Raw genomic sequence first — 26,525 nt, 5'->3', positions numbered from 1 at the left:
AAAAATGAAATAGATATAATTGACCAATAGTTGTTAATCTTACAAATAACAGTGCAAATCTAGACAAAATCTAAACTTTATATTTCTTCGGACAATAGGTAAACTGTCACAGAGAGTTTGTGACGAACTTAATCTGTTTGAGTATGTTGGGAATAATGGCTTGAAGAAAGTATATGAAACAGCAATCGCAATTGCGATTTCGCTGCCATCACACGCTATCTGGGTGTATATTCAAGAGAAATCTACTCTGTCTCAACCCGTTGGGTAATGAGCAATATAGCTTTCGATTTGCTAACCTCTGCTTGCTAACCTCATGCAATATATTAAACGCCTCTCCTCCCTACAACTTGCTCTGTTTGGTGGAGCGATCGCCACTACATCGTTTCTGGCGCTATCTCCCTGGTGTGGTTCTGTCCGTGCCGCACTGATGCAAAATAGCCCTAAAGCTTTAGTTGACGAAGTTTGGCAACTCGTTGCTAGAGAATATGTGGACGGCACGTTCAACAAGACAGACTGGCAAGCAACGAGACAAGATTTATTAAGTAGAGAATATACTAACCGCGAACAAGCTTACGCCGCTGTCCGAGTCGCGCTGGCTAAGCTGAACGACCCATATACTCGTTTTCTCGACCCCAAGCAGTATGAGGCATTGACTAGCCAAACTTCAGGAGAAGTGACTGGAGTGGGGATTCGGATGGAATTAAATAAACAAACTAAGCGTTTAACTGTAGTTGAGACTATTCAAAATTCCCCTGCCGTCAAAGCGGGTGTTAAAGCCGGAGACAAAATAGTCGCAATTGATGGTAAGCCAACTCAACAAATGGACGTGCAAGCTGCCTCCAGCCTAATTCGGGGCAAAGCAGGTACGCCTGTCACATTGAAAATCGAGCGGCAAGGCAAAAGTGCCTTCGATCTTCGGCTAACGCGGGCAAAAATCGAATTGCCTACAGTTACATACACCCTAAAGCGGGAGGGTAATAAGCGAGTTGGTTATATTAGCTTGCGGGAATTCAGCGCCCATGCTTCAGAGCAAATGCAAAAAGCAATTCAAGACCTCAATCGCCAGAATGTGAATGCTTATGTTCTAGATCTGCGGGATAATCCAGGTGGCTTGCTGCAAGCAGGGGTAGAAATTTCACGAATGTGGTTGAATAAAGGCTCGATCGTGAAAACAGTAGACCGACAGGGAGCTAGTCAAGAAATACCAGCCAATCGAACCGCACTGACTCAGCGCCCTCTAGTTGTCTTGGTCAATGGTAATTCTGCCAGCGCCAGCGAAATTTTAGCGGGAGCATTGCAAGATCATCAACGCGCTGTCGTAGTTGGTAGCCAAACCTTTGGTAAGGCTTTAGTCCAATCAGTCCATTCCCTATCAGACGGTTCGGGACTAGCAGTAACAGTTGCCCATTACTACACGCCTAAAGGTACGGATATCAGTCACAAAGGGATTACACCAGATATTAAAATCGACTTGAATGAGGCTCAGAAACGCCAACTAGCTGCAAATCCTTCTTCAATCGGCACTAGACAAGATCCGCAGTACGCACGGGCAATTTCTGTAATTACCAACAATAGTTTCGCCCAATTTAAAAAACCACTGAAAAAACCGCACATCTCAAAACGAGTCGTAGAGCGGAATCAGTTATAAATAATTTTCACTCATATTCGCGATCGCAGGGGCGTACATTTGTATGTCCCTATTGCATTTTTAGTCTGATAATTTACTTAGAGTCCCCATCAATGACCGACGATCGATGACCAATGACAAAAAGCCCTTTCGTCGTTAACACTTTTCAGCAAGAGACAATCTTTCCCATACTACCAGTCGCGCCAATTCTTTCTAGCGCCAATCGAGATTGGGATGGCATTCACGTCGGATACTACCGTCAGCCTGCCTGGGAAACGCCTGAAGCAACTTTTTTACAACATACAATTACGATTTATACAGGGCAACCTGTCAATGTAGAGTTGCAAGCAGAGGGGCGCTGGCAACAAAAAACTTATACCAAGGGTGCAGTTGGAATTTACCCAGCATTTATCCCGCATATAGTTAATTGGAATAGTGAAATTGAATTTATTGAAATCGATCTCGATCCGCAAACATTAAACCGTTTTGTAGATGATTCTATAAATATTAATTGCTATGAAATTATTCCTCAATCTGCTATTAATGACCCGCTAATTTATAGTATTGGTATGGCGTTGAAGACAGAATTAGAATCTAGTGGAGGGGGCGACCGCCTTTATGCTGAGTCGGCAACCACAATGTTAGCCGCTCATATTTTTCGTCATTATTCTACCCAAAACCTTACTCTAAAAGAAGCTATTGGAGGGTTACCTAAATCCAAATTAAGAGAAGTTATCGATTATATTCAAACTCATTTAGGCAGAAATGTAAGTTTAGTTGACTTAGCCGCATTAGTACAAATTAGTCCTCATCATTTTGCTAGATTGTTTAAACAATCTACAGGATATTCCCCGCATCAGTATTTACTGAATTGTCGTATTCAAGCAGCAAAAAATCTACTGGCAAAGCAGGATTTATCTATTGCTGATATTGCTTTACAAGTTGGATTTCACGATCAAAGCCGTTTTACGAGCGTTTTTCGCAAGCACACAGGTATTACACCCAAAAAGTATCGCGATCGCATTTGAGCAAGATTTGACTATTTTTGAGAAGATTTGACAAGACGGCTGTTGTTTTTGCCTTGTAGAGTAAGCTTATTAAAATTGTCACGCAAAGCCGCGAAGGCACAAAGTAAGATTTGCGCCTTTGCGTCTTTGCGCGATCGAAAAAAGATAGAAAGCCTAGCGATGAACCAGAAAATTATAACTGAATGTCATCTTATTGATGACATTTTAGAACCAAGACGAGAAACTTTTTCTTCAAAATCTGACTTTGTTGGCTACCGCAATCATTGCTTGCGAATGCTTAATTTTGTGCTTTGTTTAAGTAAACCAGAGGTAGATAGAGAAGAGAAAATTGCAATAGCAACTGCTTTGCACGACCTAACAATTTTTCCCGATCGCACGGTAGCATACCTCGAACCAGCGGTAGAATTAGCCGAACTTTATTTAACGTCTATTAATCGTCAAGAATGGTCGGCTGAAATTGCTGCAATGATTCGCAACCACCACAAAATTAGAACTTATAAAGGTGAATTTGCCAACCTTGTAGAATCAATGCGTCAAGCTGACTGGATTGATGTAAGTTTTGGAAAACTGCGTTTTGGCTTACCTAAAAGTTATGTTCGCGAAGTTCATCAAGCATTTCCAACTTACAGCTTTTATCCCAGTGCGATCGCCAAAGTGTTAGGAAGTTATGCTATAAAACATCCACTTAATCCATTGCCAATTCTGCGCTGGTAAGAAAACTTAATTTGTCATCTTTAATTCAGCCAATATCTCAACAATAAGGAGACTTATTACAATGGATGGTAAGAAAATCAATCGAACTGCGTTATTCATACTACTAATTGTTAATGTTATTTCCACTATCTTGCACTACTCAGATAATTTTGTATCCTATGATAAGTATCCCCAACCTAATTGGATTACTCCCGATAGTATTTATCTTGCTTGGATCGTACTAACAACGTTTGGCGTTGTTGGCTATGTGTTGTACGTTAAAGACATGTTTTGGGCTGCGTATGTATGTTTAGGAATTTATTCTATAACTGGACTTTCTAGTCCAGGACATTACCTTTATTCAGTTCAACATGTATTTTCTGGAAAGATGCATTTATTAATTTGGACGGATGCGATCGCAGGTATCTCTCTACTAATTTTTATCCTGCGATCGGCTTTAGTTTTGAAAGAATGGCGCAAGGAACCAAAGGTAAGCATTTAAAGCAGAGTGTTGGAATTCCGAATTCAACACGCTTCTCCACCTACAACCACATTCCGAATTCTCAAACTGGGACCGCCGCAACCAACAGGTAAACCATTTTGCCCGCCTTTACCACAGCCGCCAGATTCATCCCAGTAGAAATCATCTCCGATCGCCTCGATATCTGCTAGGGTTTGAAAGACATTTCCCGACAGTGTAACATCGCGCACGGGTTCGGCAAGTTTACCATTGCGGATTAGCCAAGCTTCTCCTGCGCTGAAGGTAAACATTTCACCATTAGTCATCCCTCCCAACCAGTTGCGGGCGTAGACTCCTTCTTTAATATCGGTAAATAAATCTGCCACTGGTGTCGTCCCCCGCTCGATCCAAGTGTTTGTCATGCGGACGATGGGAGCGTAGTGATAGCTGAGACAACGAGCGTTTCCTGTGGGTGTTTCTCCCAACTTGCCAGCAGTTTCGCGTGAATGGAGCCTACCAACCAAAACGCCATCTTGAATTAATTGCGTCGTTGTCGCCGGAGTCCCTTCATCGTCGTAGAAGTAACTACCACGATGTCCTTGGGGTGCTGCACCATCAAAAATTTGTAGCTCCTTGGGTCCAAAGCGCCGTCCCATGCTCATAACTTCTAGCAGATCGGGGTTTTCATACGCCATATCTGCTTCAGAAAGATGCCCGAAGGCTTCGTGAACGAATAAACCAGAGAGGATCGGATCGATCGCAACAGTATAGGTGTTGCCTTTAACTGAAGGTAGAGACAACGCTGCTACAGCTCTTTGAGCTGCACTTTGGACTTGGGCATCCAAACTCACTAAATCCTCATAAGCCTTGCGAGAACCAGTGGTTTCTCTACCTGTCTGGACTGTATCCCCATCGCGTGCAGTTGCAGCAAAGCGCATTTCCATGTCCACCCAAGATTGATCGATTAACGTTCCTTCCGAACTGGCAATAATGACTCGCTGGCAAATATCGCCGTAACGGACTGACGTAGTGGTAATTCGATCGCTCGCGCTTTTGAGAATTTCGCCATAGCGATCGCATAATTCCTTTTTTTGTGCTAGCGGAACGTGACGCGGATCGGTTCCTGTCAAGGGGACAAAGCAGGTAGCTTGCACTGGTTCGATATCTGCTAGCAGGGTTTCATGATTACCCACAATTCGCGCTGCCGCGATCGCTTCTTCGATTCTAGAGTTGAGATCGGATAATTTATTAAAACTACTCAATCCCCAACCGCCCTTGTAGCACGCGCGAACTTGCCCGCCGATCGAAATTCCTTCGCTCAATGTTTCTATCTTATTGCCCCGCAGCATAATATCTGTTCCCTGGGACTCTTCGAGGCGAACGAGCAAATAATCAACTTTATGAGAGTACTTAGCGATCGCATCAGCGAGCAAGTTTTTGGAATCGGCAAGCGCGGTAGGCATGGGAGCTAGTTATAACTTATCCTTATTTCATTTTGCAGTAACGATCGGAATTAGTCACCTGCGCATGTGGTTTGCGAATAGAATTACTTCTGCTGCGAAGTAATGCCGGACACTGCTGAGACAATCAAGGTAGCTCCTATCCACTGCCATAACGTGAGCTGCTCGTGTAAAAACAGATATGCTCCGCCTACACCAAAAACTGGGATCAGGGTAAGGAATAGAGCCGCAGTACCAGCAGCGATCTCTCTAAGAGCGATGAGATAGAACCAAAAGGCAAGGGCGTACTGTACGATCCCAGAGGCGATCGCCAATAACCACACACCTATATTTAATCCTGGCAAATTCATCACTTCTCTACCGAGTATGCCAGCCCACCAAACTAAAGTTACTAAGATAAAACCACCAGTTTGTTGTATTGCTGCTAAGGATAAGGGAGAGAGAGTGCGATCGCTCCCTACTATACGATGAGATATCACCACATAGAGTGCGGCACAAAATGTACCAATAAAAATCAAAAAATCTCCCAAGAACGATTGACTATTGAATTGGAGTAGGTTGAGATCTTGACTGATGATTAAAATCACTCCTGCCAAAGCAAAGCCAGTAAAAAGCAGAAAAGTTTTTGTCACTTTCTCGCGTAAGAATATCCAAGAAATCGCAATAATAATAATGGGTTCAGTTGTGCCAATTAGCGAGGCATTACTGGCAGTGGTCATAACAAGTCCCAACATCCCAAAAATATAAGCAAATCCTGGTTCTAAAATCCCAGTCAGGCTATATTTCAACGTTTGCCATTTCCATGAGGGATATTGTTTGGTTAGTAGCGCGATCGTCCACAGAAAAGTAATACTGGATGCTAGTTGAATTGCTAGTAAATGTAAAGGAGGAACAGAACCTAATGCTGCTTTACTCATGACTGTAGCCAGTCCCCAGCAAGCAGAGGAAAGAATCATAGCTCCTACAGCTCTCCCTTTGTCAAAAATGAGGGAAGATGAAGTATTTGACATATTTCTGCCTCAATTAAAACAGAACCAATTGTAAAAATTTTCAACCTTGCATCCAGCCTTTCAGTCTGACAACAACTTCTTTAACCGACTGCGGATTTAGATTTCCTCTAGGTATTCGGAATATCCATAGTGCAATCCTGGCTGATTAGATGGTCGAATTGGAGACCAGGGATTATGATATTTCGCTTCTTCCGAAATAGGATGCCCGTGAAATAAAGCGTAATTTCTATCTTTAGGCTCGTAAACTTTTGTTGTTAAGTAATCAGTGCGTAGCTCGCTCCAAGCCTCTAAGTTTTCATAATTGGCTCCTAGTTTATCTATATCTGTTGGATCGACTGTGACTGCGGTAGGTGAAAGAACATCTGTATGATACAAACTAGAGTATGTTTTTGTAGAAAAGTCAATCGGAATATAAGGAGGACGATGCTTCATTGGACATTGAGATGGAGGACGAGATAGATCCTGATTGTGCCAAGTAGTACTTTGAATTTTACGATCGCCCATTCCGCCATTACCGATAGAACGCCAAGCTACCTGTCTAATAAACTCTACAGCTTCAGAAATTGACTTAGCTAGCCCACGTAGTATGAGAGAATTTGCATAGTGACCTGGAGAGTTAATTGAAATCAGTAATCCTCCAGGTAATCGACGGTCATGGTTGCGGGTTTTATGCGCTCCTGGATAAAATATATTCGCTCCAGCTTTGAAAATAGCCAGCTTTCCCGCTCGATCTCGCAGCGGTATTGCTTCTGTATAAATTACGTCGGCTTCAGTAGGAGCGTGTTCGATGAAATAGAGATCGGAGATATGCTTGCAAACCTCTAATAATTCTAAACTTGGTTTAGCAAAAGCTAGCTTTTTACTGTTAAACATAACTAAGAATCCATGACTTTCACCCTTCTCAGCTCTATCTTTCCAAGCTCTACGTTCCGCTTGAATTTTTCTAATTAAGTAGAGGTCTCCCAAGGCAATATCATTTTCAGAGAGCCAACATATATTAACAGCAAGACCCTCTGAACCTAAAGCAGCCATCCGACCAAATAAACAAGGTTGAGAACGAGACATCCACTCAAAACAGCACTTTATTTTTTGTGAAATACTATATTCATCAGACAAAAGTAAACGATTTGCTTCGTTGATGTCCGAACCGAAATCGCGATCGTTGGGATATTGTGGTAGTCTCTCTAGCAAATCGCAAAGAGAAATAGTTTGAGCGGGATGATTTAGTAGAAGCGCAGTCATAGTCATCTCCTTTTTTTGTAAAGAACTAATACATTTTCTAGAAACTGTAGGTAGGAAAATCGGTAATTCATACCACCGTGTAACTCTTGCAACTCAACAAGATATTTGGCATCTGTAGGCTTTGGATACTAGCAAGTCTGCTTTGTCAAACTACGAACAAATAGAACTGTTTTTGCAGCAATAGTTACAGTTGATTCAGGTTGATTTTCATCCAATAACAGGCAGCAAACCATCTGTTTCAGCATTCAAACGTAGTATTTACAACCAATTTTGTTGCGGATAGACAACTAATATTTTGCACGTTAATTACATAGTTCCTAGAGTTTTTGTATGTAAAATCACTCAAGCATATTTTTAATTTATGCTAAATCGAATATACAACCAACCGCAATTTTCCTGAATATTTGTATGTCTAATATGCAATAAAAAAAGCTGAAATAGTTTATTACGAAAGGTTTTTATTTAAAGTCGGTATACATGGCTAGCTTGCTGAAAAAACTATAATGTAATAAAGTTTATCAGTATAAATACTTAAATATAGTTTGATTTAGAAATACATTTATCATGAAAAACATCAGTGTAATCACTGATGTTTTAAAGTGCGCTTAACTTTTTTGTAATATGAACCTTCAGTCGAGCGAATGTCGCGATCGGCAGTACAGCTCGTTGAGTTTTACAATTTACTCTGGAGCTGTTCTCGAAAAAATCAATTTACTATTACCAAAGTCTGATTGAAAGTTGAATCAAAACTTAATGCTTAAAACGCAGATTCGTGAGGAGTGAAAATGTTGAGATTACAAATGTTGAAACTACAGGCGTTGAGATCGCAAAAACAACCAGGCATAAAGTTAATAACAGGTGGTGCGATCGCTTTTTTGCTCGTGGGATTAATTCTGGTCTTGCATCGGTACTATAGCTTCTATGCGACTTTCGACCAGGGCATATTCAATCAAGTTTTCTGGAATGGGATTCACGGTAGATTTTTCCAGAGTTCTCTTTCTTCTAGCCTATCCACGAACGTCGTTCATGCTGGAGAAATCCCAGAGGTTTACTACCATCGGCTAGGACAGCATTTTACCCCTGCCTTACTCGTTTGGCTACCGCTATATGCCCTTTTCCCATCTCCGGCGACTTTGAGCGTGTTACAGGTCGTTCTAGTCACCGCTGCTGGGATTGTTTTATATTTCTTGGCTCGCTTGTATCTCGAACCACTCTTAGCAGCGATGGTTAGCGTGAGTTTTTATGGCGCGATCGCTGTTGTTGGTCCAACTTTAACTAACTTCCACGACATTAGCCAGATACCTTTACTTACGTTTGGTATTCTGCTGGCAATGGAAAAACGCAAGTGGTGGGTCTTTTGGTTGCTGGCAGTGCTGCTTTTAGCTGTGAGGGAAGATAGCGGCATTGGGTTATTTGGGGTAGGGGCTTATATGGTTTTAAGTCGGCGTTTTCCCCGTGCTGGTTTAGCGACATGCATTCTCAGTTTTGGCTACATGCTGGCTTTGACAAATTCAATCATGCCGCTGTTTTCAGAGGATATTTCCAAGCGCTTCATGATGGAGCGGTTCGGACAGTATGCAACTGGGGAAGATGCGTCTACCGTTGAGATTATTTGGGGAATTGTCAGCAATCCTTGGCGATTGCTCGTAGAATTAGTGACTCCTTTTCCTGGGACATTTTTGTATTTACTGGGGCAATGGCTGCCTTTGGCTTTCGTTCCCGCACTGTCTGGCACGGCTTGGGCGATCGCGGGTTTTCCTCTGTTAAAACTATTCTTAGGTCAAGGTGAATCCGTTCTAGCAATTACGATTCGCTATGCCATGAGCGTCGTCCCAGGATTATTCTACGGCGCGATTTTGTGGTGGTCAGTGCATCCTAAAGTCTTTAAGCCCAAGTTTCAGCGCTTCTGGATTGGATGTATTTGTCTTTCCCTAGTAATTACAATTGCCTACAATCCCAACCGGACGCTTTACTTTTTAATTCCCGATTCGATTCAACCTTGGGTACATATTTCCCTACCGCGTCAATGGCAACACGTTAGCCAAATGCGATCGCTGCTAGCACAAATTCCCCCACAAGCGAGTGTATCGGCAACCACTCATATCGTGCCTCACCTTTCCAGCCGTCGCGAGATCCTGCGTCTACCAGGATTGCAGTTGCGTAATGATGCGAGGGAAGTCATTCAGGTAGAATATGCAATTGCCGACCTCTGGCAACTGCAACAGTATCAAGTTGCTTTTACAAGCGATCGCCAGCAGTTACAAGACAATGTAAAACTGATCGATCGACTCTTTAATACAGGCGAATATGGGATTGTCGGCTTTCAAGATGGAGTCATTTTGCTGCATAAAGGTGTCACTTCACTGCCGGAAGCCACATCTGCTTGGTTGGCTTTTCGGCAAAATTTGTCAAACTAGGAAGTTAAATTTTGTGAAGAATTGAGTGAGAATACTCATTCAAATTCCAATCCTATACATTTAGATAGATTGTAGGTAAGCAGCAAGTAAGTCGCAGGGATTGGGGTCGATGAAAATACTCGTATTAAGCTGGGAATTTCCGCCGCGCATTGTCGGAGGCATTGCTCGGCATGTTGGGGAACTCTACCCCGAACTGGTCAAACTAGGGCATGAAGTCCACATGGTGACAGTGGAATTCGGTCATGCACCAATGTACGAGCTTTTCGAGGGAATCCACGTACATCGGGTCCCAGTTGCCTGGGGACATGACTTTTTCCATTGGGTGGCAAACATGAATGAAAGCATGGGTAGCCACGGCGCAAAGTTGATCTTAGAAGAAGAACCGTTCGATCTGATCCACGCCCATGACTGGTTGGTAGCAGATGCCGCGATCGCCCTCAAGCATAATTTTAAAATCCCCCTGATTGCTACAATTCACGCTACCGAACACGGTCGTTACAACGGTATCTATACCGAAGAACAGCGCTACATCAACGGCAAAGAGCAATTACTCGCTTATAATGCTTGGCGAATTATCGTCTGTACCGACTACATGCGGCGCGAAGTAGAACGGGCGCTGGCGAGTCCTTGGGACAAAATCGATGTCATTTATAACGGTATCCGTCCTGAAAAGAAGCACAGACGGCAAGATTTTGATTATTGGCACTTCCGCCGTCAATATGCTGAAGATGATGAGAAGATCGTTTACTACGTCGGTCGTATGACTTACGAAAAAGGCGTGTCCGTGATGCTGAATGCAGCTCCCAAAGTGCTGTGGGAAATGGGTGGTCGTGCTAAATTCGTACTTGTTGGTGGTGGTAATACCGAAGCTTTGAAGCGTCAAGCCTGGGATCTAGGTATTTGGCACAAGTGCTATTTCACAGGTTTTATGTACGACGACTTTCTCGATAAATTTCAAGCAGTGGCTGATTGTGCCGTGTTTCCTAGCCTCTACGAACCGTTTGGGATTGTTGCCCTAGAAAGCTTCGCTGCCCGCGTACCCGTCGTTGTCTCCGATACGGGCGGATTTCCAGAAGTCGTGCAGCATACCAAGACTGGAGTTGTGACTTGGACGAATAACTCTGACTCCCTTGCCTGGGGAATTTTAGAAGTCTTAAAAAATCCCGATTATCGGCAATGGCTAATTGACAATGCTTATGAGGATTTAGATCGCCGCTTTAATTGGAGCAAGTTAGCCCGACAAACGCAAGCAGTTTATCAACAAGTCGTACGAGAGCGATCGCAAATTTCTTGGTAGTAGGGGCGCATAGCTATGCGCCCCTACTTTTACAATTTAGACGCAATAAAAACCAGCCGTATACAGGCTGGTCGTCCCCCAAGGAATTCTATATCAACTGGTTGCCGATCGTTAATTGCTGCTTAGCAAGCACCTACTTTAGCAAAAATTACGTACACAGTCTTAGCAATGATGAACAAGTCGTAGAAGGGATGCCACATTTTTTGGTAGCGCAGGTCGAGATTGACAATCTCTTCAAAATCTTTAATGCTAGAGCGTCCGCTGACTTGCCACTCTCCCGTTAAACCCGGCTTCACGTTTAATCTTTGCCAGTGGCGATCGTTGTACTGAGCAACTTCGTCAGCAGTTGGTGGACGAGTACCTACTAAACTCATGTCTCCAACTAATACGTTCCAAAATTGGGGCAGTTCGTCTAGGCTAGTGCTTCTCAAGAAACGACCAACTCTCGTAATTCTTGGATCTTGCGTGTTTTTGAAAATTAGCCCCGATGCTTCGTTTTTCACTTGAGACTTCAGTGCGTCTGCGTTTGGAACCATCGAACGGAATTTCCACATCCGAAATATTCGTCCTTGCAGTCCGTAGCGTTCTTGCCCGTAGAAAATTGGTCCTGGGCTGTCTAACTTGATGGCGATCGCTAAAGGTATGAAGATAACTGCCAAGATCGACAGTCCGACTAAACTGCCAACGATGTCCAAACATCTCTTGAAAGCCGATCTGGCTGATGGATGAACTGCATCTAGTGTCTGGGGAGACTTAAGTTCGACAGTTTTGATGGCGGTGGGGAACGGTGCTTGGTACATTGTCACGACTAAAACCTGGATCGGATAGATCGTAGTATTACTGAAGTAGATTTACCGAAGTAGATTTACTGAACTTGTATCCCGAATATAATCTCTCTCTTGGCTAGAATGACAGTACTTTAACTTACATTTTGTCGAATCTTTATCAAGAACCTGCTTACGCTCGCACTTTGTAAAGATAATGTAAAGTTGGCTTTTTCAAAGATTTTACTCAAGAAATAGAGCTGTTCAGCAGTCAATTTCTCTTCAACTTGCTGACTTTAGCTTCATCTAAACTTTATGATTTCCTCACATTCGCATAGATGAATATACCTAACTGGGTCACTCTCTCTCGACTTCTAGCCCTGCCATTGCTGCTTTATCTTTTGCCAGTAACGACAGCAACCGCACGTTGGTTTTGCTTAATAGTGTTTTTGGTTGCGGCTTTGACGGATTGGTTGGACGGTTATTTAGCCCGGAAACTGAACGCTATCACTGAACTTGGCAAATTTCTCGATCCATTGGTAGACAAATTGCTGGTACTGGCTCCACTGTTATCGCTGATTCAGCTAGGACAACTTCCTGCTTGGGGAGTATTTTTGATTTTGGCGCGGGAACTAAGTATAGCTGGCTGGCGCGTTTCTCCTAGCTTGACGGGTTCAAATGCGATCGCGGGAGCAAATCTTTGGGGCAAGCTCAAAACAGTTAGCCAAATTACCGCGATCGCCTTATTGATTGCTCCTTTACCCCCAACTTGGCACGTCCCCGCACTGGGAGTTTTTTGGCTTTCTGTTGCTTTGACTTTGATTTCGGGGTTGATTTATGTGTTGCCTGCGAGGGAGCAGGGAGCAGGGAGCAGGGAGTTGTCGTAGGGACGGGTTTAGCACAAAATTCACAGACGAAGCGAGCTATCTGTATTCAAAACCCGTCCGCACAGGAGTCGAAAAATCATAGAAACGCAATAAATCGAGTTTCTACGGCGTTACTTCAAAATCTCTTCGTCTAGGGAAAAATCTATCTCGGCTTTGTCTCGTCCAGTAGCTAGGTAGTCATTTTGAAAAGAGTCTTTCAAGCCAGAAATTAGATCGTATTGTGGCTGCCAGCTTAGTTCCGTAATGGCTTTATCAACGCTGGCAAAGAAATGCTGGACTCGCAAGGGGAAGGCTTTGCGCTTGCCAAAATCAAAATTTTTCGGTTCGTAGTGTACGATCGCTAGCTTTTCCGGCGATTTTCCGGCAGCTACAGCGCAAGCGCGGGCTAAACCATCAAAAGTAACGTAGCGATCGCCAGAGACGTTATAAACCTGCCCTATGGCTCTCTCGTTGCCCAATACCCGAGCCATTGCTTGAGCTAAATCTTCAACGTGACCCATTTGAGTTATGTGTAGCCCGTTAGCGGGAATGGGAATCGGGCGATCGCGGACGATGCGATCGAAAAACCAGCTTTCCAAATCGTTGTAATTACCAGCTCCGTAGATATACGTAGGGCGAATTGCTGTAAAGGGCAAGCCTATCTGAGCTAAGTATGCCTCTGTTTCATACTTTCCGCGGTGGCGGCTCTTAGGATCGACGGGATCGCCTTCTAAGTGGGGCATCTGGTCGGATCGGAGATACACGCCAGCCGAACTCATGTAGACAAAGTGCTGCACCCGGTCGCGAAAGATTTCAGCTAGCGGTTGAGTATCGCTCAGTTCCCTGCCGTTATTGTCGTAAATGGCATCAAAATGCTCTTGAGATAGTTTTGCCTTTAATTGTTCTGGAGAAGTGCGATCGCCTTGAATCTGAGTTACCCCCTCAACTGGAATAGGGCGATTACCGCGATTAAACAACACCACTTCATGACCCTGCGCTACTAGGATTTTGGTTAGGTAAACACCAATAAAGCGCGTACCACCCATAATCAAAATTCGCATAATTACCCAATCCCAATTCGTCTACTCTCAGTTTAGGGGTGAGTGGTGCGATCGATGTGGGTGTGGGGTGTGGGGTGTGGGGTGTAGGGGAATTTTGAATTTTGAATTTTGAATTGCTTCTCTGCTCCCTGCTCCCTGCTCCCTGCTCCCTGATTTAAGCTATAAATTCTCATAGAGTCAAAATTCAGCTAAGTGTAACCTTGAAATATGCCCTTGTCCATGAGTGGTTAACGCCTCAAGCTACTGGCGGTTCGGAATTAGTCGTGCGAGAAATTCTCAGGTGCATCAATGCCGATCTCTACGCACTGATTGACTTTGAATCTACTAATTCCCAAAGTTATTTGTTCGGGCGCAAAATTGGTACGACATTTTTGCAACACTTACCGTTCTCGCGCAGTGGCGTACAGAAATATCTCCCTTTGTTGCCGTTGGCGATCGAACAATTAGACTTGCGTGCCTATGATGCGATCGTTTCTTCGTCTCATACCGTTGCCAAAGCCGTACTTGCCAGTCCCCAGCAGCTTCATGTTTGCTATTGTCACAGTCCGATGCGCTTTGCTTGGGATATGACGTTCGATTACCTCCGCTTTAGCGGCATGGGTCGCGGTCTACCTGGAATTGCCACTAGGTATTTACTTCATCGCCTGCGTCAGTGGGATGCGATCGCCGCTAACCGTGTCGATTATTTCATTGCTAATTCTCACCATACGGCACGCCGTATTTGGCGCTGCTATCGTCGTCCTGCTACAGTAATTTATCCGCCTGTAGATGTCGATCGCTTCCCCGTGGTGAAAGATAAACAAGATTTTTACCTCACGGTCTCGCGGCTGGTCAGTTACAAGCAAGTCTCAACCATCGTTCGCGCCTTCAATCAACTCAAAAAACCTTTGGTTGTAATCGGTACGGGACCAGAACTATCAGAGATTCGCCAACTGGCACAGTCGCACGTTCAAATTTTAGGAGAGCAGCCTAATGATGTAGTAGAAAAATATATGGCTCAAGCAAAAGCGTTTGTTTATGCAGCTCTAGAGGATTTTGGCATCGCGATCGTCGAAGCTCAAGCTTGCGGCACGCCAGTTATTGCCTTGGGCGCTGGGGGAGCATTGGAAACAGTGCGAGACTTGCACCGCTACCCCAATAGCGCGACGGGAATATTTTTTTTAGAGCAAACAGTAGACGCATTGGTGGCAGCTGTGGAAAAATTTGAAGCCAACTGGGTAGCGTTCGATTCCGATCGCATTCGCACCCAGGCAACTCAATTTACCCCTAAAATCTTTGAAGAGCAGTTTTTAGCTTTTCTAGAACGCTCGTGTCAGGAGTTCTTCGTCCCTAATTCTTAGGAGTTGATTTTTAGCTGGTTTTACACCCTCTAAAATTAAATATGCCTCAGAATGGTGCTTCTGGCTTTAAGATCGGGACTATGTGTGGTGTGGATGGTTTAGGAGTATGATGACAGCCCAAAGCTCACTCCTCTTTGGCAAGCGGTTACAGGCTTTTGTCAAACGCGGGCAAGAGCCGTTTAGAACCAGAGCTAAACCGAAGGGTTTATTGCTCGCTCGACTCAATAAAGAGTTTGCCAAAAGATTGTTCGATGTTTTATTTTCGCTTTCCGTTCTAATTTTATTTGCGCCAGTTTATCTGGTATTAGGCTTCTCAATCGCCTTGAGTTCCCCTGGACCGATCTTTTACGTTCAGGAACGAGTAGGCAGAAATCACAAGCCTTTTTATTGTATTAAATTCCGTACTATGGTAGCCAATGCTGATGAGATTTTGTCAGAATTGATTGCCTCGTCGCCAGGATTGCGGCAGGAATTTGAGGATAATTTCAAGTTAAAACAAGACCCGCGCGTTACCAAAGTCGGTCATTTTTTGCGCTTAACTAGCCTAGATGAATTTCCCCAATTTTGGAACGTGCTTATGGGTGATATGAGTATCGTCGGTCCCCGACCTTTGGTAGCAGAAGAGCTACCGCGATATGGTCGTCATATTGATAAGGTCTTAACCATCAAGCCAGGAATTACTGGTTTGTGGCAAGTGTCGGGGAGAAATGACATTCCTTACAATCGTAGAGTGCAAATAGACGTTCACTATGCCAGCTCTTACAGCATGTGGCTAGATGTGTGGGTCATTTTAAAGACGGTATTTGTGGTAATTGTACCAAAAAATAACGGTGCTTATTAAGTGTATCCGTTAGCTTGTAGCCGTCAGCATTTGAGATTTGTTATGGTTTGCTGAAAATTATCATTTTCGCTTTTAGGGGCATCAATTGCCCCTTTTTTATCTGAAACAATACTTTTCTTGTCGATTCATTGTCCTGCGGTTTCTACGAGCGGTATATTTAGTGCTGTTCCAAACAGTGCCGAGAGTCAGAAGCCTGAAGCGATCGCCCTCTCAATCCGTGCAATCTTTGCAATTACTCAATAATTACTTAATAATGAAAAGCAAACTTTAAGTTAATTTGTATTTTAGCCAAGCTTGCATTAGCGCCAACCAAACGGCAACTGCACGACTAGGTGATCTCTCTGAGGGCAATTTTGCCATTATTTGCTTAAGTTGTAGCAGCGTTCTTGCTCTATTGTTTTAGGGAAAAAGAAAAATATAGTACTAAATTATGACGCAAACAAAGAGAGCTTTAATTACTGGTATTACAGGTCAAGACGGTTCGTACCTGAGCGAGTTTCTATTAGAACAAGGCTATGAGGTACACGGAATCATTCGCCGTACCTCGACGTTCAACACAGACCGGATCGATCATATTTATGAAGACCCGCACAAAGAAGGCGTGCGGATGTTTCTGCACTATGGGGACTTGACAGACGGCACGACGCTACGACGCATTTTAGAAGAAGTCAAACCGATAGAAATCTATAATTTAGGTTCTCAATCCCACGTCCGCGTTAGCTTTGACTCCCCTGAATACACGGTGGATTCCGTAGGCATGGGAACGTTACGGTTATTAGAAGCAATTCGCGATTACCAGCACCGGACGGGTATAGAAGTTCGGTTCTACCAAGCCGGTTCTTCAGAAATGTATGGATTAGTACAGGAAATTCCGCAAAAAGAATCAACTCCTTTCTATCCTCGCAGTCCTTATGCCTGTGCTAAAGTTTACGCTCACTGGCAAACAATTAACTATCGCGAATCTTATGAGATGTTTGCCTGTAACGGTATTTTATTTAACCACGAAAGCCCGCGTCGGGGTGAAACTTTCGTGACGCGCAAAATTACCCGCGCTGTTGCCCGTATTGTCGCTGGCAAACAGAAGAAAATCTACATGGGTAATTTAGACGCAAAGCGCGACTGGGGCTATGCGAAAGATTATGTACGAGCAATGTGGTTGATGTTACAGCAGCCGCAAGCTGATGATTACGTAATTTCTACGGGTGAAACCCATTCCGTGCGTGAGTTTCTCGAATTAGCTTTTGGTTATGTCAATTTGAATTGGCAAGACTACGTAGAATTTGACGATCGCTACCTCAGACCAGCAGAGGTAGAATTACTAATTGGAGATTCTACCAAGGCACGACAAAAATTGGGATGGACTCCTAGCGTGACATTCGAGCAGCTTGTTGCTTTAATGGTGGACGCAGATTTAAAAGCGATCGGTCTATCTGCCCCGAATGGAAATGGTGCTTCAGTCATCCATGACATCGCAACAATCCGTCAAGATATGGTCAGCTACCTATCCTAGTTCTAAAACCTACCTACGAGGCTGAACTCATGACCGCCTTAGATTTAAACAACAAACGCATTCTCGTAACTGGCGGTGCTGGGTTCTTAGGTCGTCAGGTGATAGACCAACTGTGTCAAGTTGGCGCGGATAAAAACAAGATTACCGTAACGCGATCGCGCGATTGCGATTTACGAGTCTTAGAAAACTGCCAGCGCGCGGTTGACCAGCAAGATATTATTATTCATCTGGCTGCCCACGTTGGCGGTATCGGGCTGAATCAAGCTAAACCAGCCGAGCTGTTTTACGATAACTTGATGATGGGGGCGCAACTGATCCACTCGGCTTATCAAGCAGGAGTGGAAAAGTTTGTCTGTGTCGGTACGATCTGTGCCTACCCCAAATTTACACCAGTCCCATTCAAAGAAGATGACCTCTGGAATGGCTACCCAGAGGAAACCAATGCTCCCTATGGCATTGCCAAAAAAGCGCTATTAGTACAATTGCAAGCTTATCGCCAACAGTACAGCTTTAATGGGATCTATCTCTTGCCAGTCAACTTATACGGTCCTGAAGATAACTTCGACCCCAAGAGTTCCCACGTTATCCCAGCTTTGATCCGCAAAGTGCATGAAGCTCAACTGCGGGGAGATAAGCAAATTCCTGTTTGGGGTGACGGTACTCCTACCCGTGAATTTCTCTACTCCGAAGATGCAGCGCGGGGAATTGTCATGGGGACTCAGTTTTATAACGACCCCGAACCTGTGAATTTGGGAACGGGCGAGGAAATTTCAATTCGCGATTTGATTCATTTAATTTGCGAATTAATGGAATATGACGGGGAAATTGTTTGGCAAACTGATAAGCCTAACGGTCAACCCCGCCGCTGTTTGGATACCGAAAGGGCAAAACAAGCCTATGGTTTTGTGACTCAAGTAGGTTTCAGACAGGGATTGACCAATACAATTGACTGGTATCGAAAGCACGGAGCATAAGTCAAATTTGTAGCAATGGGTTGACTCATAATTCACAATATTTATCTGAGTAGGAATTATTGAGTAAACCTTCTCGGAGCAAAATTAAAAATTAATGATTAAAACAGTGTAAGGTGGGCAATGCTCACCTTTTTTCGTTGACTAATCTTTGAACGATCGCATATACCTGAAGAAGTAAAGACCGTAATTTCGCTGATATTATTCTCTTTCTGGTGTGTGAAATCAGTACTATTACTGTAGAATTGAGAACTCTGCTAGCTTTATTTTCATCATCGAAGAATAGTAAATTATTTACCGATCGTGATAGTAGCTGTTAGCAGTGATTGTACTCGTACAAGCCAGAGTCAACAAGGAAATATTGGCTTCTACCCGCCGTCTTGTGCCATGAGCCGCATTGCTTTCATTGCTGGTACGTATTTACCAGAAAGCTATAGTGTTTCAGACTACACTGCTCGCCTACATACCTCCCTCCGCGATCGCGGTGTGGAATCTGTTGTACTGACAACTTACTACGCGGCAGAAGCGGCTTACGACCCTCATGCGTTAGGAGTCGTGCATGGTTGGCAGTGGGTCGATCTCAAGGCTTTGGTCAAAGCAGTATGGGATAGTGGTGCGGATGCCGTACACATTCAGTACCATCCGCAGATCTACGGTCATCAACCCGCAATCTTGTTACTACCCTTATTATTGCGGTTATCTGGGTGGCGATCGCCCATCGTGACGACAGTACACGAGTATGGTAACTGGGAGTGGCAAGATCGAGGATTGTTAGCCCGATTTTCGGGTTGGTTGCAGCAGTTGGGACAGCAGTATACGTGGTGGGATCGAGAAGGGGGATTTTTGCTGACGTTAAGCAATGCCACAATTGCGATCGCGCCAGAAGCAAAAACCTTAATTCAAGCGAGATTACCTAATATAGAGCGTCGTTTATGGCACGTTCCAGCAGCTACCAACGTAAAAGCGAGCGAAACGGACTGTAGCGCGGCACGCCAGATTTTACGACAAACTTGCAATTGGCATCAAGATGCACTCGTCATTACCTATTTAGGCTTTCTCCACCCTGTTAAGGAATTAAAGACTCTACTACTAGCTTTTAAACAGGTTCTTACAACTCAACCTCAAGCAAGATTGCTGGTGATGGATAGGAAAGATAGCCTAAAATCAACGGTTCAAGACGATAATACGTACTTAACACAACTGCAAACGACGATCGACGAACTCGAATTACGTTCGTTCGTTCATTTCACAGGATATTTGGACGAGGAAATTGTGTCTCGCTATCTTGCAGGATCGGATATCGGAGTGTTAGATCGCGATGTAAGTCTCAATCATAGTTCTTTGATGTCGCTGTTATCCCACGGTTTACCAGCGATCGCAACTCATATACCGTCGTATTTACCAGATACGCATCCATTATTACTTGTTCCACCACATGATGTTACTGCCCTGACAACTGCATTAATAGAACCGATCGCTTGCCCCGAAAAACGAAGACAACAGGCTAAAGCCAGTCGAGTTTTTAGCGAAAATTTTACCTGGCAAAATATTACTCAAAAGCATTTAGAAATTTATCAAAATTTATTTGATAATTAGTAAATAATAATATTTCGCAGGTGTTAGTTGCTATAGCGTTTCCTATACAGGTGAAATACATTCGTAGGGGCGCACAACTGTGCGCCCCTACAGATCTTCGTACCCCATTCAATTGAGAATAGCTATAGCTATTTGGAATTCAACACTATTAATTCACAACTAACAACTCATTACTAACTATTGCAATTCTCCTACTGCTTTATTGACATCAGTAGAAGTTTCGTATTCTTCTTCTGCTAACTCTTCTAAAACAGCGATCGCGCGATCATCTGCGCCTTGTTGTTTAGCATAGTCCACGATATCTTGTTTAGAGGTAGGATAGTCCATACTTTTGAGATGTTTTTGGAGCTGGACAGGATTAACTTTAGCCATTGCTAGCGTACCTCGTTCTAATTTAAATTTAGGAAAATTTGTGATTTTTTCGATATGTTAACTATGGTGAATTCTGCTTCCTTCTGCCATTAGGATGAAAGCTGTTGGCTTGAAAACAATCGAGCAATTTCAACTTTGGAGAACGGTATTGTATAACTTTTATAAAAAAATCTGGCAGATGCTTCGTTGCTTTTGCTCGAAATCCACCTAGCTGAGTTGAGATAGTGACTAACGATACTAAAACTTTATTTTAGAGGCGCGAATCAGACAAGTTTAAATTTTTTCTATCTCCTTGGAGATGTGTAAAATTTCCGATTTTGTCATAGTCATCAAAATGACCGTGCATCTGGCAAAGAGGAGATTTAGCAGTGAGAATTAAGACAATTATTAGTTTGTTGCGAGAGACATTTACTGAATGGAACGAAGATAAAGCGTCGCGACTAGCCGCAGCACTGGCATATTACACGGTATTTTCCCTTGCCCCGATGTTGATTATTGCGATCGCGATTGCTGGAGCAGTTTTTGGCGAAGAAGCAGCAAGAGGCGAAATTGTTACGCAGATTCAAGGTTTGGTAGGTAGGGACGGGGCAAAATTTATTGAAACGGCAATTGAAGGTGCTAGTAAACCTAGAGCAGGAACCATTGCTTCCCTGATTAGTATTGCAGTTCTGTTATTTGGTGCTTCTGGTTTATTCGCTCAATTGCAAGACTCTTTAAATACGATCTGGGAAGTTCAGCCGAAACCCGGACGAGGTGTAATCGGCATCTTGCGCGATCGCTTTTTGTCATTCACGATGGTACTCGGTGTAGGCTTTTTGCTACTCGTTTCCCTAGTTTTAAGTGCGGGTTTATCAGGATTGGTTAATTTTTTGGGCAGCTTGCTACCAGGAATCGGGGCATTGTTACAGCTAGCTAACTTCGTCCTCTCTTTTGCCGTGACGACACTACTATTCGGACTGATTTACAAAGTCTTGCCAGATGTCAAAATTGCCTGGAGTGATGTTTGGAGCGGCGCGATTGTCACTTCGCTGCTATTCTCAATCGGTAGGTTTGCCCTGGGATTATATCTGGGAAACAGCAGTTTCGGTTCTACCTACGGCGCGGCAGGTTCAGTCGTCATTATTTTAGTTTGGGTTTACTATGCTGCCCAAATCCTCTTTTTCGGTGCAGAATTTACCCAAGTTTATGCCAGAAGATATGGTTCTCGCATCGTACCAACAAAAAATGCAGTACCGCTAACGGAAAAAAACCGCGACGAGCAAGGAATGAGGACAGATCGCGATCGTCGTCGCCGGAAGACGAGATAGAAGTTATAAGTCGTAAGTTGTAAGTCGTAAGTTATAGGTTAGCGATCGGCGATCGCTCCCCTTCTTGTACCAAATCAAGTCAGAATATCTATCTAGAGGTAGTTGGTAACGCCTAACTCACAAGTCGCGATTCATGAGTTGGAATCACCTCCAACCGATGACAAATGACGAATGACACATGACAAATGACAAAAGCAAAGCGTCGTCTCCCCCGTAAACCAATTATTTCGATTGTGAGGCAGAATGGACGGTTAAACGTTCAGGGAATTAATAAATGGTATTACTACTGGCGCGATCCATACCATTTGTTGATTACTATGCCTTGGTCTTGGTTCTTAGGTATCGTAGCTTCTGGATACATATTACTCAATTCTTTGTTTGCTCTTGCCTATTTATTACAACCAGGTAGCATAGCTAACGCTCGACCTGGCAATTTCTGGGATGCTTTCTTTTTCAGCATTCAAACAATGGCAACTATTGGCTATGGCGTGATGAATCCGCAGACTGACTACGCTAACGTCCTAGTGGCGATCGAATCTTGGGTGGGTTTATTGGGCGTAGCTATGGGAACGGGAATCGCTTTTGCTCGTTTCTCTCGTCCTACGGCGCGAGTGGTTTTCAGTCGAGTGGCTGTTGTCACGGCTTATGATGGTATCCCAACTTTGATGTTTCGCGTGGCGAATAAGCGTCGCAACCAAATTATTGAAGCGCAGATTAGAGTTGTAATGGTACGAGACGAAATGAATGCTGAGGGGCAGTTTATGCGCCGATTGTACGACCTGCCTTTGGTACGTGCTAATAACCCAATTTTTATTCTCTCTTGGACGGTGATGCATCCGATTGACGAGTACAGCCCTTTTTACGGTGCTACTTTAGAAGATCTAGAAGCAGCAGAGACAATGTTGGTGGTAACGCTGACGGGCATTGATGAGACTGTATCTCAGATGATTCATGCTCGTCACACATACATTGCTTCAGAGATGTTGTGGCATCATCGGTTTGCTGATATTTTATTCCAGAAGTCTGACGGGCAACGCTATATCGATTACAACCACTTTCATGAGGTCATGCCCGTTTCTAGCCAGAGGGAAGAAACAAATGGAGTCGTATCCCGATCGCCATAATCGTAATGGTAAACGCAGTTACGCCATGTTAGGAACGGGGGCGTTGGGTGGTTATTATGGTGCTTGTCTGCAAAAAGCTGGTTTAGACGTCCATTTTTTGCTTCGCAGCGATTACAACCATGTTTCTCAATCTGGTTTAGTTATAGAGTCAACTGACGGTGACTTTACCCTATCCCAAGTCAATGCTTACCAAGACGTGAAGCAGATGCCGCGTTGCGATGTAGTGGCGATCGCGCTGAAAACGATTCAAAATCATCTATTATCCGATCTATTACTCCCAGTTCTGAAAGAAGATGGCGTAGTTTTGGTATTGCAGAATGGTTTGGGAATAGAAGACACGGTAGCTGAAATTGTCGGTTCTCATCGAGTTATCGGCGGTATGTGTTTTGTCTGCGCTAATAAACTCGCCCCAGGACATATTCGCCATTTAGATTATAAGGCGATTTCTTTGGGGGAATATACTGCTGACTATCATCCGGCGGGAATTACGGCAAAAATGCAGCAAATTGCCGCTGATTTTGAATCGGCTGGCATCCCCATTGACTTATCAGAAGATTTGCTGTTAGCGCGTTGGCAAAAATTGGTATGGAATATTCCCTATAACGGGCTATCTGTCATACTCAATGCTCGAACCGATGAGTTGATGGCAGATGCATCCACTCGGGCTTTAGTAGAAGAGTTGATGGCGGAAGTGGTAGCGGGTGCGGCTAGGTTCGATCGCCATATTCCTAGTAGTTTTGTCCAAAATATGCTCGATCGCACTGCCAAAATGAAGCCCTATAAAACTAGCATGAAGATTGACTACGATTTGCAGCGTCCTTTAGAAGTTGAAGCGATCGTTGGCAGTCCTTTACGTCTAGCTGAGGCTGCTGGAACAAATCTGCCTCAAATTCGCACTTTATATCGGCAGTTGAAGTTTTTAGATAGAAAAAATTTGACTTTTGACTTTTGAATTTTGACTTTTGACTTCTAGTCTCTCTTCTTTGGATAAGCAATCCGCTTGTGATGAAACTGTTGCCAAATGTTGACAAAGGTTTCGGCGATGATATCCATGTCTGCCCGCGTTAGTCCAGAATCAACTAATTGATTATCTTGCCAGCGCGATCGCAGAATTTTTTGTACCATTGCTAGGGCTTCCTCTCGCGTCGGTTCTTTTGCTCCTGATTTTCCGGCTGCTGGTAGAGTGCGTAAAGCTGCTTCACAGGAATCTGCTAGCATCACCAAGGCTGTTTCTCGCGACTGGGGCGCTGGACCCGCGTAGCAAAAATCTCTTTCGTCTACTGTAATGCTATGGTCTTGTCGTGCGATCTGCTGCGCTTGGTGGTAAAAATAGGCGATCGCCATCGTGCCTTGATGTTCGGGAATAAAGGCTTGGATTGCCATTGGTAAACGACACTTTCGTGCCATGACTAACCCTTCAGTCACGTGCTTTCTAATAATTGCCGCACTCTCCCAAGGATCGTTAATTTCATCGTGTTTATTCGCTCCACCCATCTGATTCTCAATAAAAGCGAGGGGATCGTGGAGTTTGCCAATATCGTGATACAAAGTTCCCGTCCGCACCAATTCCACATTACACCCCAATACCCTGGCTGCTGCCTCCGCTAGAGTGGAGACAAACAGCGTGTGTTGAAAGGTTCCGGGGGCTTCCGTTGCCAAACGCTTTAGTAACGGTCGGTTGGGGTTGGCAAGTTCTGCTAGCCGAATTGGGGTAACTAGATCGAAAAAATGCTCTAAATAGGGACTGATACCGATCGCGATCGCGCTCCAGACAATCCCTGCAAGGCTAAATAAGCCAGCTTGAAGGGCGACATCGTACCAATTCCATACTGAATCAGTACCGATCGCACTGAGGACGACTTTCCCTAACAGGTACGCTAATCCTTGCGTTACACTAACCGCGACTCCGATCAAGGCTAACTCTTCTCGCGATCGCATCCACCCAGCCATCCAACTAGCTAGCATTCCGCCAGCTAAGCCTGTCAACAAAGACTTGCCGCTAATATCCATTCCTATAGGTATGAGCAGCCCCAGCAACCCTACAACCGTGCCACCAATTGGGAAGCCGTAGAAGCTACCTAGTAACAGTCCTACAGCAGGTAAGTTAATATACTGTAAATTCAGCCTTAAGAGTAGCGGAGTACTCAAAGCTAATAACAAAATCAAAACACAGTCACGCTGTCGCAGTTTCTGCCGCTCGAGTTTCCAGGCAATCCAGACAAAAATACCAACGGCTACACTAACGATCCCACCAAATTTTGATAGTCCCGACCAACCGATCCCGCGTCGCGACAGACCGAAATAGTCGAGAGTAATAAATGCAGCATGGTCGATCGTTTCGCCTTTTCTAACTATGACCTCGCCTCGCTCTAGATTCAGCATTTGGGGAGCAATTTTTGCAACCGCTTCAGCTGCTGCTAGTTTTGTTTGTGCTTCGTCTTCCTTGAGATTTGGTTCGAGGACGGTTAACAGCATTTGGGTTGCCAGAGGTTCCAGCTGCGGTGGTACGTGCGATCGCACTTGTAAGTTCACCGCTGTTTGCAAAGTGTCGGATGATATGCCTCGATAAACTCCTTGGGCAAGAATGCGTTGTGTAGTGGCGCGGATACCCGCAACTGTCTTCGACCAAATGGGATCGGATAAATCTAACCAGGAAGATTCGTAAAGAGTCGGCGGAGTTGCTTTTTGTAATTGTGCCAGTTGTGATAAAGCTTGAGCGTATTGCTGGCGAACTTGAGATATCTTTGCCATTAACATCGAGAACTGTTGAGATGTCGCTGTTTTTAAGCGATAGGCATTCAGTTCTTTTGCTGCTTGAGCCATTGCCTCATTTTCAAATCTTTCGATTTTAACCGGAGCAAAGTTTGTTGTCGCGGCATTTGGCTTGCGTTCTCGACTTTGCGCGTCTCGTAAAAAGGCTAAAACTTGCTGCCACTGGGAATCTGGGCAGCTGCGTAGATAAATTTGTGCTGCTGTAGATAAATTAGTTGTGCTTGTGAATGGAAAATTTCCTGCTAGCTGCCGCAGTCGTTCTCCCTGTGTCAAGTTAGTTTGCAACTTTTGCCAAATTTTTTGGTTTACTGTCGAGTCAATGACTAAGATTGGCTCTGCTTTTCTCCATGCAATTTGGCGGTTTTGGGCTGTAGTTTTCGTATCGACAATTTGAGCTGCTCTAGGGGCGCGAATTGTCTCTGGTGCGATCGTGCCTTCATCTAGCCGAGGTTGGTTGGCAAAGCGATGTCCCAGCATTATACTCAGCAATACTACTGCCAGTATCAGGAGCGCAGAGGTGCGTTTTCTATGCTTTTTAGGAAGTTTTTTAGCTTTAACTCCCTGTTCGTGGCATACTTTACGAGTTAATTTTTGCTGGTTTGGTTGCAATTGCTGCCACTTCTTGAGTTGCAGGTCGAGCAATTCAAATAGCGTGCGCTTTTTCATTACCCTTATTGCATGCAATCAGCATGGAGCAAAAAGTTCAACGGCATAAAGCCTCATCTGTAATCTTAGATTGAATGACAATAATTACATCCAGTCTATGG

The 26,525-nt window shown here is 44.1% G+C and carries 23 protein-coding genes; 15 read left to right on the top strand and 8 right to left on the bottom strand.

Annotated elements, in window-relative coordinates:
• Positions 1 to 313: 313 nt before the first annotated feature.
• The 4 genes from ctpB to QH73_RS22015 all read left to right on the top strand — a co-directional run bounded on the left by ctpB (position 314) and on the right by QH73_RS22015 (position 3,850).
• The gene (gene ctpB, locus QH73_RS22030) at positions 314 to 1,648 is read left to right on the top strand and encodes a carboxyl-terminal processing protease CtpB (RefSeq protein ID WP_039716144.1); all 1,335 of its coding nucleotides are present in this window, start codon (positions 314 to 316) and stop codon (positions 1,646 to 1,648) included.
• 113 nt (positions 1,649 to 1,761) lie between these two features.
• Complete coding sequence (locus QH73_RS22025; protein ID WP_039716145.1) at positions 1,762 to 2,655, top strand: AraC family transcriptional regulator; 894 nt, start codon at positions 1,762 to 1,764, stop codon at positions 2,653 to 2,655.
• A 159-nt stretch (positions 2,656 to 2,814) separates the two neighbouring features.
• On the top strand, positions 2,815 to 3,369 hold the full coding sequence (locus QH73_RS22020; RefSeq protein ID WP_039717587.1) for a hypothetical protein: 555 nt from the start codon (positions 2,815 to 2,817) through the stop codon (positions 3,367 to 3,369).
• Between the two features lie 61 nt (positions 3,370 to 3,430).
• Positions 3,431 to 3,850: a hypothetical protein gene (locus QH73_RS22015; RefSeq protein ID WP_039716146.1), complete on the top strand. Its 420-nt coding sequence runs from the start codon at positions 3,431 to 3,433 to the stop codon at positions 3,848 to 3,850.
• Positions 3,851 to 3,873: 23 nt separating this feature from the next.
• Here QH73_RS22015 and QH73_RS22010 read toward each other — a convergent pair whose 3' ends face one another.
• The 3 genes from QH73_RS22010 to QH73_RS22000 all read right to left on the bottom strand — a co-directional run bounded on the left by QH73_RS22010 (position 3,874) and on the right by QH73_RS22000 (position 7,520).
• A complete protein-coding gene (locus tag QH73_RS22010; RefSeq protein WP_039716147.1) occupies positions 3,874 to 5,271 on the bottom strand; it encodes a TldD/PmbA family protein in 1,398 nt (465 codons plus the stop codon).
• Between the two features lie 83 nt (positions 5,272 to 5,354).
• On the bottom strand, positions 5,355 to 6,278 hold the full coding sequence (locus tag QH73_RS22005) for a DMT family transporter (RefSeq protein WP_132867463.1): 924 nt from the start codon (positions 6,276 to 6,278) through the stop codon (positions 5,355 to 5,357).
• Between the two features lie 96 nt (positions 6,279 to 6,374).
• Complete coding sequence (locus tag QH73_RS22000) at positions 6,375 to 7,520, bottom strand: hypothetical protein (protein WP_052290120.1); 1,146 nt, start codon at positions 7,518 to 7,520, stop codon at positions 6,375 to 6,377.
• Between the two features lie 785 nt (positions 7,521 to 8,305).
• Between QH73_RS22000 and QH73_RS21995 the strand changes: the two genes are divergently transcribed.
• Positions 8,306 to 9,937 (top strand): DUF2079 domain-containing protein, encoded by a 1,632-nt coding sequence (locus QH73_RS21995; protein WP_236147121.1) that lies wholly within the window; start codon positions 8,306 to 8,308, stop codon positions 9,935 to 9,937.
• Positions 9,938 to 10,046: 109 nt separating this feature from the next.
• Positions 10,047 to 11,234 carry a glycosyltransferase family 4 protein gene (locus tag QH73_RS21990; RefSeq protein ID WP_039716149.1) on the top strand — a complete coding sequence of 396 codons (1,188 nt, stop codon included), beginning with the start codon at positions 10,047 to 10,049 and terminating at the stop codon, positions 11,232 to 11,234.
• Between the two features lie 122 nt (positions 11,235 to 11,356).
• On the opposite strand, the gene QH73_RS21985 is transcribed toward QH73_RS21990, so the two are convergent.
• Entirely contained in the window at positions 11,357 to 12,034 is a 678-nt protein-coding gene (locus QH73_RS21985) for a sugar transferase (protein WP_039716150.1), read from the bottom strand.
• 302 nt (positions 12,035 to 12,336) lie between these two features.
• Between QH73_RS21985 and pgsA the strand changes: the two genes are divergently transcribed.
• On the top strand, positions 12,337 to 12,885 hold the full coding sequence (gene pgsA, locus QH73_RS21980) for a CDP-diacylglycerol--glycerol-3-phosphate 3-phosphatidyltransferase (RefSeq protein ID WP_039716151.1): 549 nt from the start codon (positions 12,337 to 12,339) through the stop codon (positions 12,883 to 12,885).
• 110 nt (positions 12,886 to 12,995) lie between these two features.
• Here the strand turns inward: pgsA and QH73_RS21975 are convergent, their stop codons facing one another.
• On the bottom strand, positions 12,996 to 13,925 hold the full coding sequence (locus QH73_RS21975) for an NAD-dependent epimerase/dehydratase family protein (RefSeq protein ID WP_039716152.1): 930 nt from the start codon (positions 13,923 to 13,925) through the stop codon (positions 12,996 to 12,998).
• Positions 13,926 to 13,957: 32 nt separating this feature from the next.
• Positions 13,958 to 14,098, bottom strand: a complete 141-nt coding sequence (locus QH73_RS21970; protein WP_165587763.1) for a hypothetical protein — start codon at positions 14,096 to 14,098, stop codon at positions 13,958 to 13,960.
• 27 nt (positions 14,099 to 14,125) lie between these two features.
• Here QH73_RS21970 and QH73_RS21965 point away from each other — a divergent pair, with 27 nt between their 5' ends.
• From QH73_RS21965 to QH73_RS21945, 5 genes are all read left to right on the top strand, one after another.
• On the top strand, positions 14,126 to 15,265 hold the full coding sequence (locus tag QH73_RS21965; protein ID WP_201278284.1) for a glycosyltransferase: 1,140 nt from the start codon (positions 14,126 to 14,128) through the stop codon (positions 15,263 to 15,265).
• Between the two features lie 109 nt (positions 15,266 to 15,374).
• On the top strand, positions 15,375 to 16,106 hold the full coding sequence (locus QH73_RS21960) for an undecaprenyl-phosphate galactose phosphotransferase family protein (protein ID WP_039717590.1): 732 nt from the start codon (positions 15,375 to 15,377) through the stop codon (positions 16,104 to 16,106).
• Between the two features lie 430 nt (positions 16,107 to 16,536).
• On the top strand, positions 16,537 to 17,616 hold the full coding sequence (gmd, locus tag QH73_RS21955) for a GDP-mannose 4,6-dehydratase (RefSeq protein ID WP_039716154.1): 1,080 nt from the start codon (positions 16,537 to 16,539) through the stop codon (positions 17,614 to 17,616).
• Positions 17,617 to 17,645: 29 nt separating this feature from the next.
• Positions 17,646 to 18,590, top strand: coding sequence for a GDP-L-fucose synthase family protein (locus QH73_RS21950; protein ID WP_039716155.1), 945 nt, complete (start codon positions 17,646 to 17,648; stop codon positions 18,588 to 18,590).
• Positions 18,591 to 18,890: 300 nt separating this feature from the next.
• The gene (locus QH73_RS21945) at positions 18,891 to 20,183 is read left to right on the top strand and encodes a glycosyltransferase family 4 protein (protein WP_132867462.1); all 1,293 of its coding nucleotides are present in this window, start codon (positions 18,891 to 18,893) and stop codon (positions 20,181 to 20,183) included.
• A 177-nt stretch (positions 20,184 to 20,360) separates the two neighbouring features.
• On the opposite strand, the gene QH73_RS21940 is transcribed toward QH73_RS21945, so the two are convergent.
• Positions 20,361 to 20,555: a DUF2795 domain-containing protein gene (locus tag QH73_RS21940; protein WP_039716157.1), complete on the bottom strand. Its 195-nt coding sequence runs from the start codon at positions 20,553 to 20,555 to the stop codon at positions 20,361 to 20,363.
• A gap of 368 nt (positions 20,556 to 20,923) precedes the next feature.
• On the opposite strand from QH73_RS21940, the gene QH73_RS21935 reads away from it, so the two are divergent.
• The 3 genes from QH73_RS21935 (at position 20,924) to QH73_RS21925 (ending at position 23,938) form a co-directional block, all read left to right on the top strand.
• The gene (locus tag QH73_RS21935; protein ID WP_039716158.1) at positions 20,924 to 21,862 is read left to right on the top strand and encodes a YihY/virulence factor BrkB family protein; all 939 of its coding nucleotides are present in this window, start codon (positions 20,924 to 20,926) and stop codon (positions 21,860 to 21,862) included.
• 185 nt (positions 21,863 to 22,047) lie between these two features.
• On the top strand, positions 22,048 to 22,986 hold the full coding sequence (locus QH73_RS21930; RefSeq protein ID WP_039716159.1) for an ion channel: 939 nt from the start codon (positions 22,048 to 22,050) through the stop codon (positions 22,984 to 22,986).
• Positions 22,961 to 23,938, top strand: a complete 978-nt coding sequence (locus QH73_RS21925) for a putative 2-dehydropantoate 2-reductase (RefSeq protein ID WP_052290121.1) — start codon at positions 22,961 to 22,963, stop codon at positions 23,936 to 23,938. The genes QH73_RS21930 and QH73_RS21925 overlap by 26 nt, the downstream gene beginning before the upstream one ends.
• 17 nt (positions 23,939 to 23,955) lie before the next feature.
• Here the strand turns inward: QH73_RS21925 and QH73_RS21920 are convergent, their stop codons facing one another.
• Positions 23,956 to 26,424: an HD family phosphohydrolase gene (locus QH73_RS21920; protein WP_039716161.1), complete on the bottom strand. Its 2,469-nt coding sequence runs from the start codon at positions 26,422 to 26,424 to the stop codon at positions 23,956 to 23,958.
• Positions 26,425 to 26,525: the final 101 nt, after the last annotated feature.

It is taken from the genome of Scytonema millei VB511283 (assembly GCF_000817735.3).
GTDB lineage: Bacteria > Cyanobacteriota > Cyanobacteriia > Cyanobacteriales > Chroococcidiopsidaceae > Chroococcidiopsis > Chroococcidiopsis millei_B.
Note: the sequence above shows the minus strand (reverse complement) of the source record. Positions and strands in the feature narration are given on the sequence as shown.

What these genes read in the sequence shown, in the direction of transcription:
- ctpB (WP_039716144.1), top strand. Translation starts at nt 314, where the DNA reads ATGCAATATATTAAACGCCTCTCCTCCCTACAACTTGCTCTGTTTGGT.
- QH73_RS22025 (WP_039716145.1), top strand. Translation starts at nt 1,762, where the DNA reads ATGACAAAAAGCCCTTTCGTCGTTAACACTTTTCAGCAAGAGACAATC.
- QH73_RS22020 (WP_039717587.1), top strand. Translation starts at nt 2,815, where the DNA reads ATGAACCAGAAAATTATAACTGAATGTCATCTTATTGATGACATTTTA.
- QH73_RS22015 (WP_039716146.1), top strand. Translation starts at nt 3,431, where the DNA reads ATGGATGGTAAGAAAATCAATCGAACTGCGTTATTCATACTACTAATT.
- QH73_RS22010 (WP_039716147.1), bottom strand. Translation starts at nt 5,271, where the DNA reads ATGCCTACCGCGCTTGCCGATTCCAAAAACTTGCTCGCTGATGCGATC.
- QH73_RS22005 (WP_132867463.1), bottom strand. Translation starts at nt 6,278, where the DNA reads ATGTCAAATACTTCATCTTCCCTCATTTTTGACAAAGGGAGAGCTGTA.
- QH73_RS22000 (WP_052290120.1), bottom strand. Translation starts at nt 7,520, where the DNA reads ATGACTGCGCTTCTACTAAATCATCCCGCTCAAACTATTTCTCTTTGC.
- QH73_RS21995 (WP_236147121.1), top strand. Translation starts at nt 8,306, where the DNA reads ATGTTGAGATTACAAATGTTGAAACTACAGGCGTTGAGATCGCAAAAA.
- QH73_RS21990 (WP_039716149.1), top strand. Translation starts at nt 10,047, where the DNA reads ATGAAAATACTCGTATTAAGCTGGGAATTTCCGCCGCGCATTGTCGGA.
- QH73_RS21985 (WP_039716150.1), bottom strand. Translation starts at nt 12,034, where the DNA reads ATGTACCAAGCACCGTTCCCCACCGCCATCAAAACTGTCGAACTTAAG.
- pgsA (WP_039716151.1), top strand. Translation starts at nt 12,337, where the DNA reads ATGAATATACCTAACTGGGTCACTCTCTCTCGACTTCTAGCCCTGCCA.
- QH73_RS21975 (WP_039716152.1), bottom strand. Translation starts at nt 13,925, where the DNA reads ATGCGAATTTTGATTATGGGTGGTACGCGCTTTATTGGTGTTTACCTA.
- QH73_RS21970 (WP_165587763.1), bottom strand. Translation starts at nt 14,098, where the DNA reads ATGAGAATTTATAGCTTAAATCAGGGAGCAGGGAGCAGGGAGCAGGGA.
- QH73_RS21960 (WP_039717590.1), top strand. Translation starts at nt 15,375, where the DNA reads ATGACAGCCCAAAGCTCACTCCTCTTTGGCAAGCGGTTACAGGCTTTT.
- gmd (WP_039716154.1), top strand. Translation starts at nt 16,537, where the DNA reads ATGACGCAAACAAAGAGAGCTTTAATTACTGGTATTACAGGTCAAGAC.
- QH73_RS21950 (WP_039716155.1), top strand. Translation starts at nt 17,646, where the DNA reads ATGACCGCCTTAGATTTAAACAACAAACGCATTCTCGTAACTGGCGGT.
- QH73_RS21940 (WP_039716157.1), bottom strand. Translation starts at nt 20,555, where the DNA reads ATGGCTAAAGTTAATCCTGTCCAGCTCCAAAAACATCTCAAAAGTATG.
- QH73_RS21930 (WP_039716159.1), top strand. Translation starts at nt 22,048, where the DNA reads ATGACAAAAGCAAAGCGTCGTCTCCCCCGTAAACCAATTATTTCGATT.
- QH73_RS21925 (WP_052290121.1), top strand. Translation starts at nt 22,961, where the DNA reads ATGGAGTCGTATCCCGATCGCCATAATCGTAATGGTAAACGCAGTTAC.
- QH73_RS21920 (WP_039716161.1), bottom strand. Translation starts at nt 26,424, where the DNA reads ATGAAAAAGCGCACGCTATTTGAATTGCTCGACCTGCAACTCAAGAAG.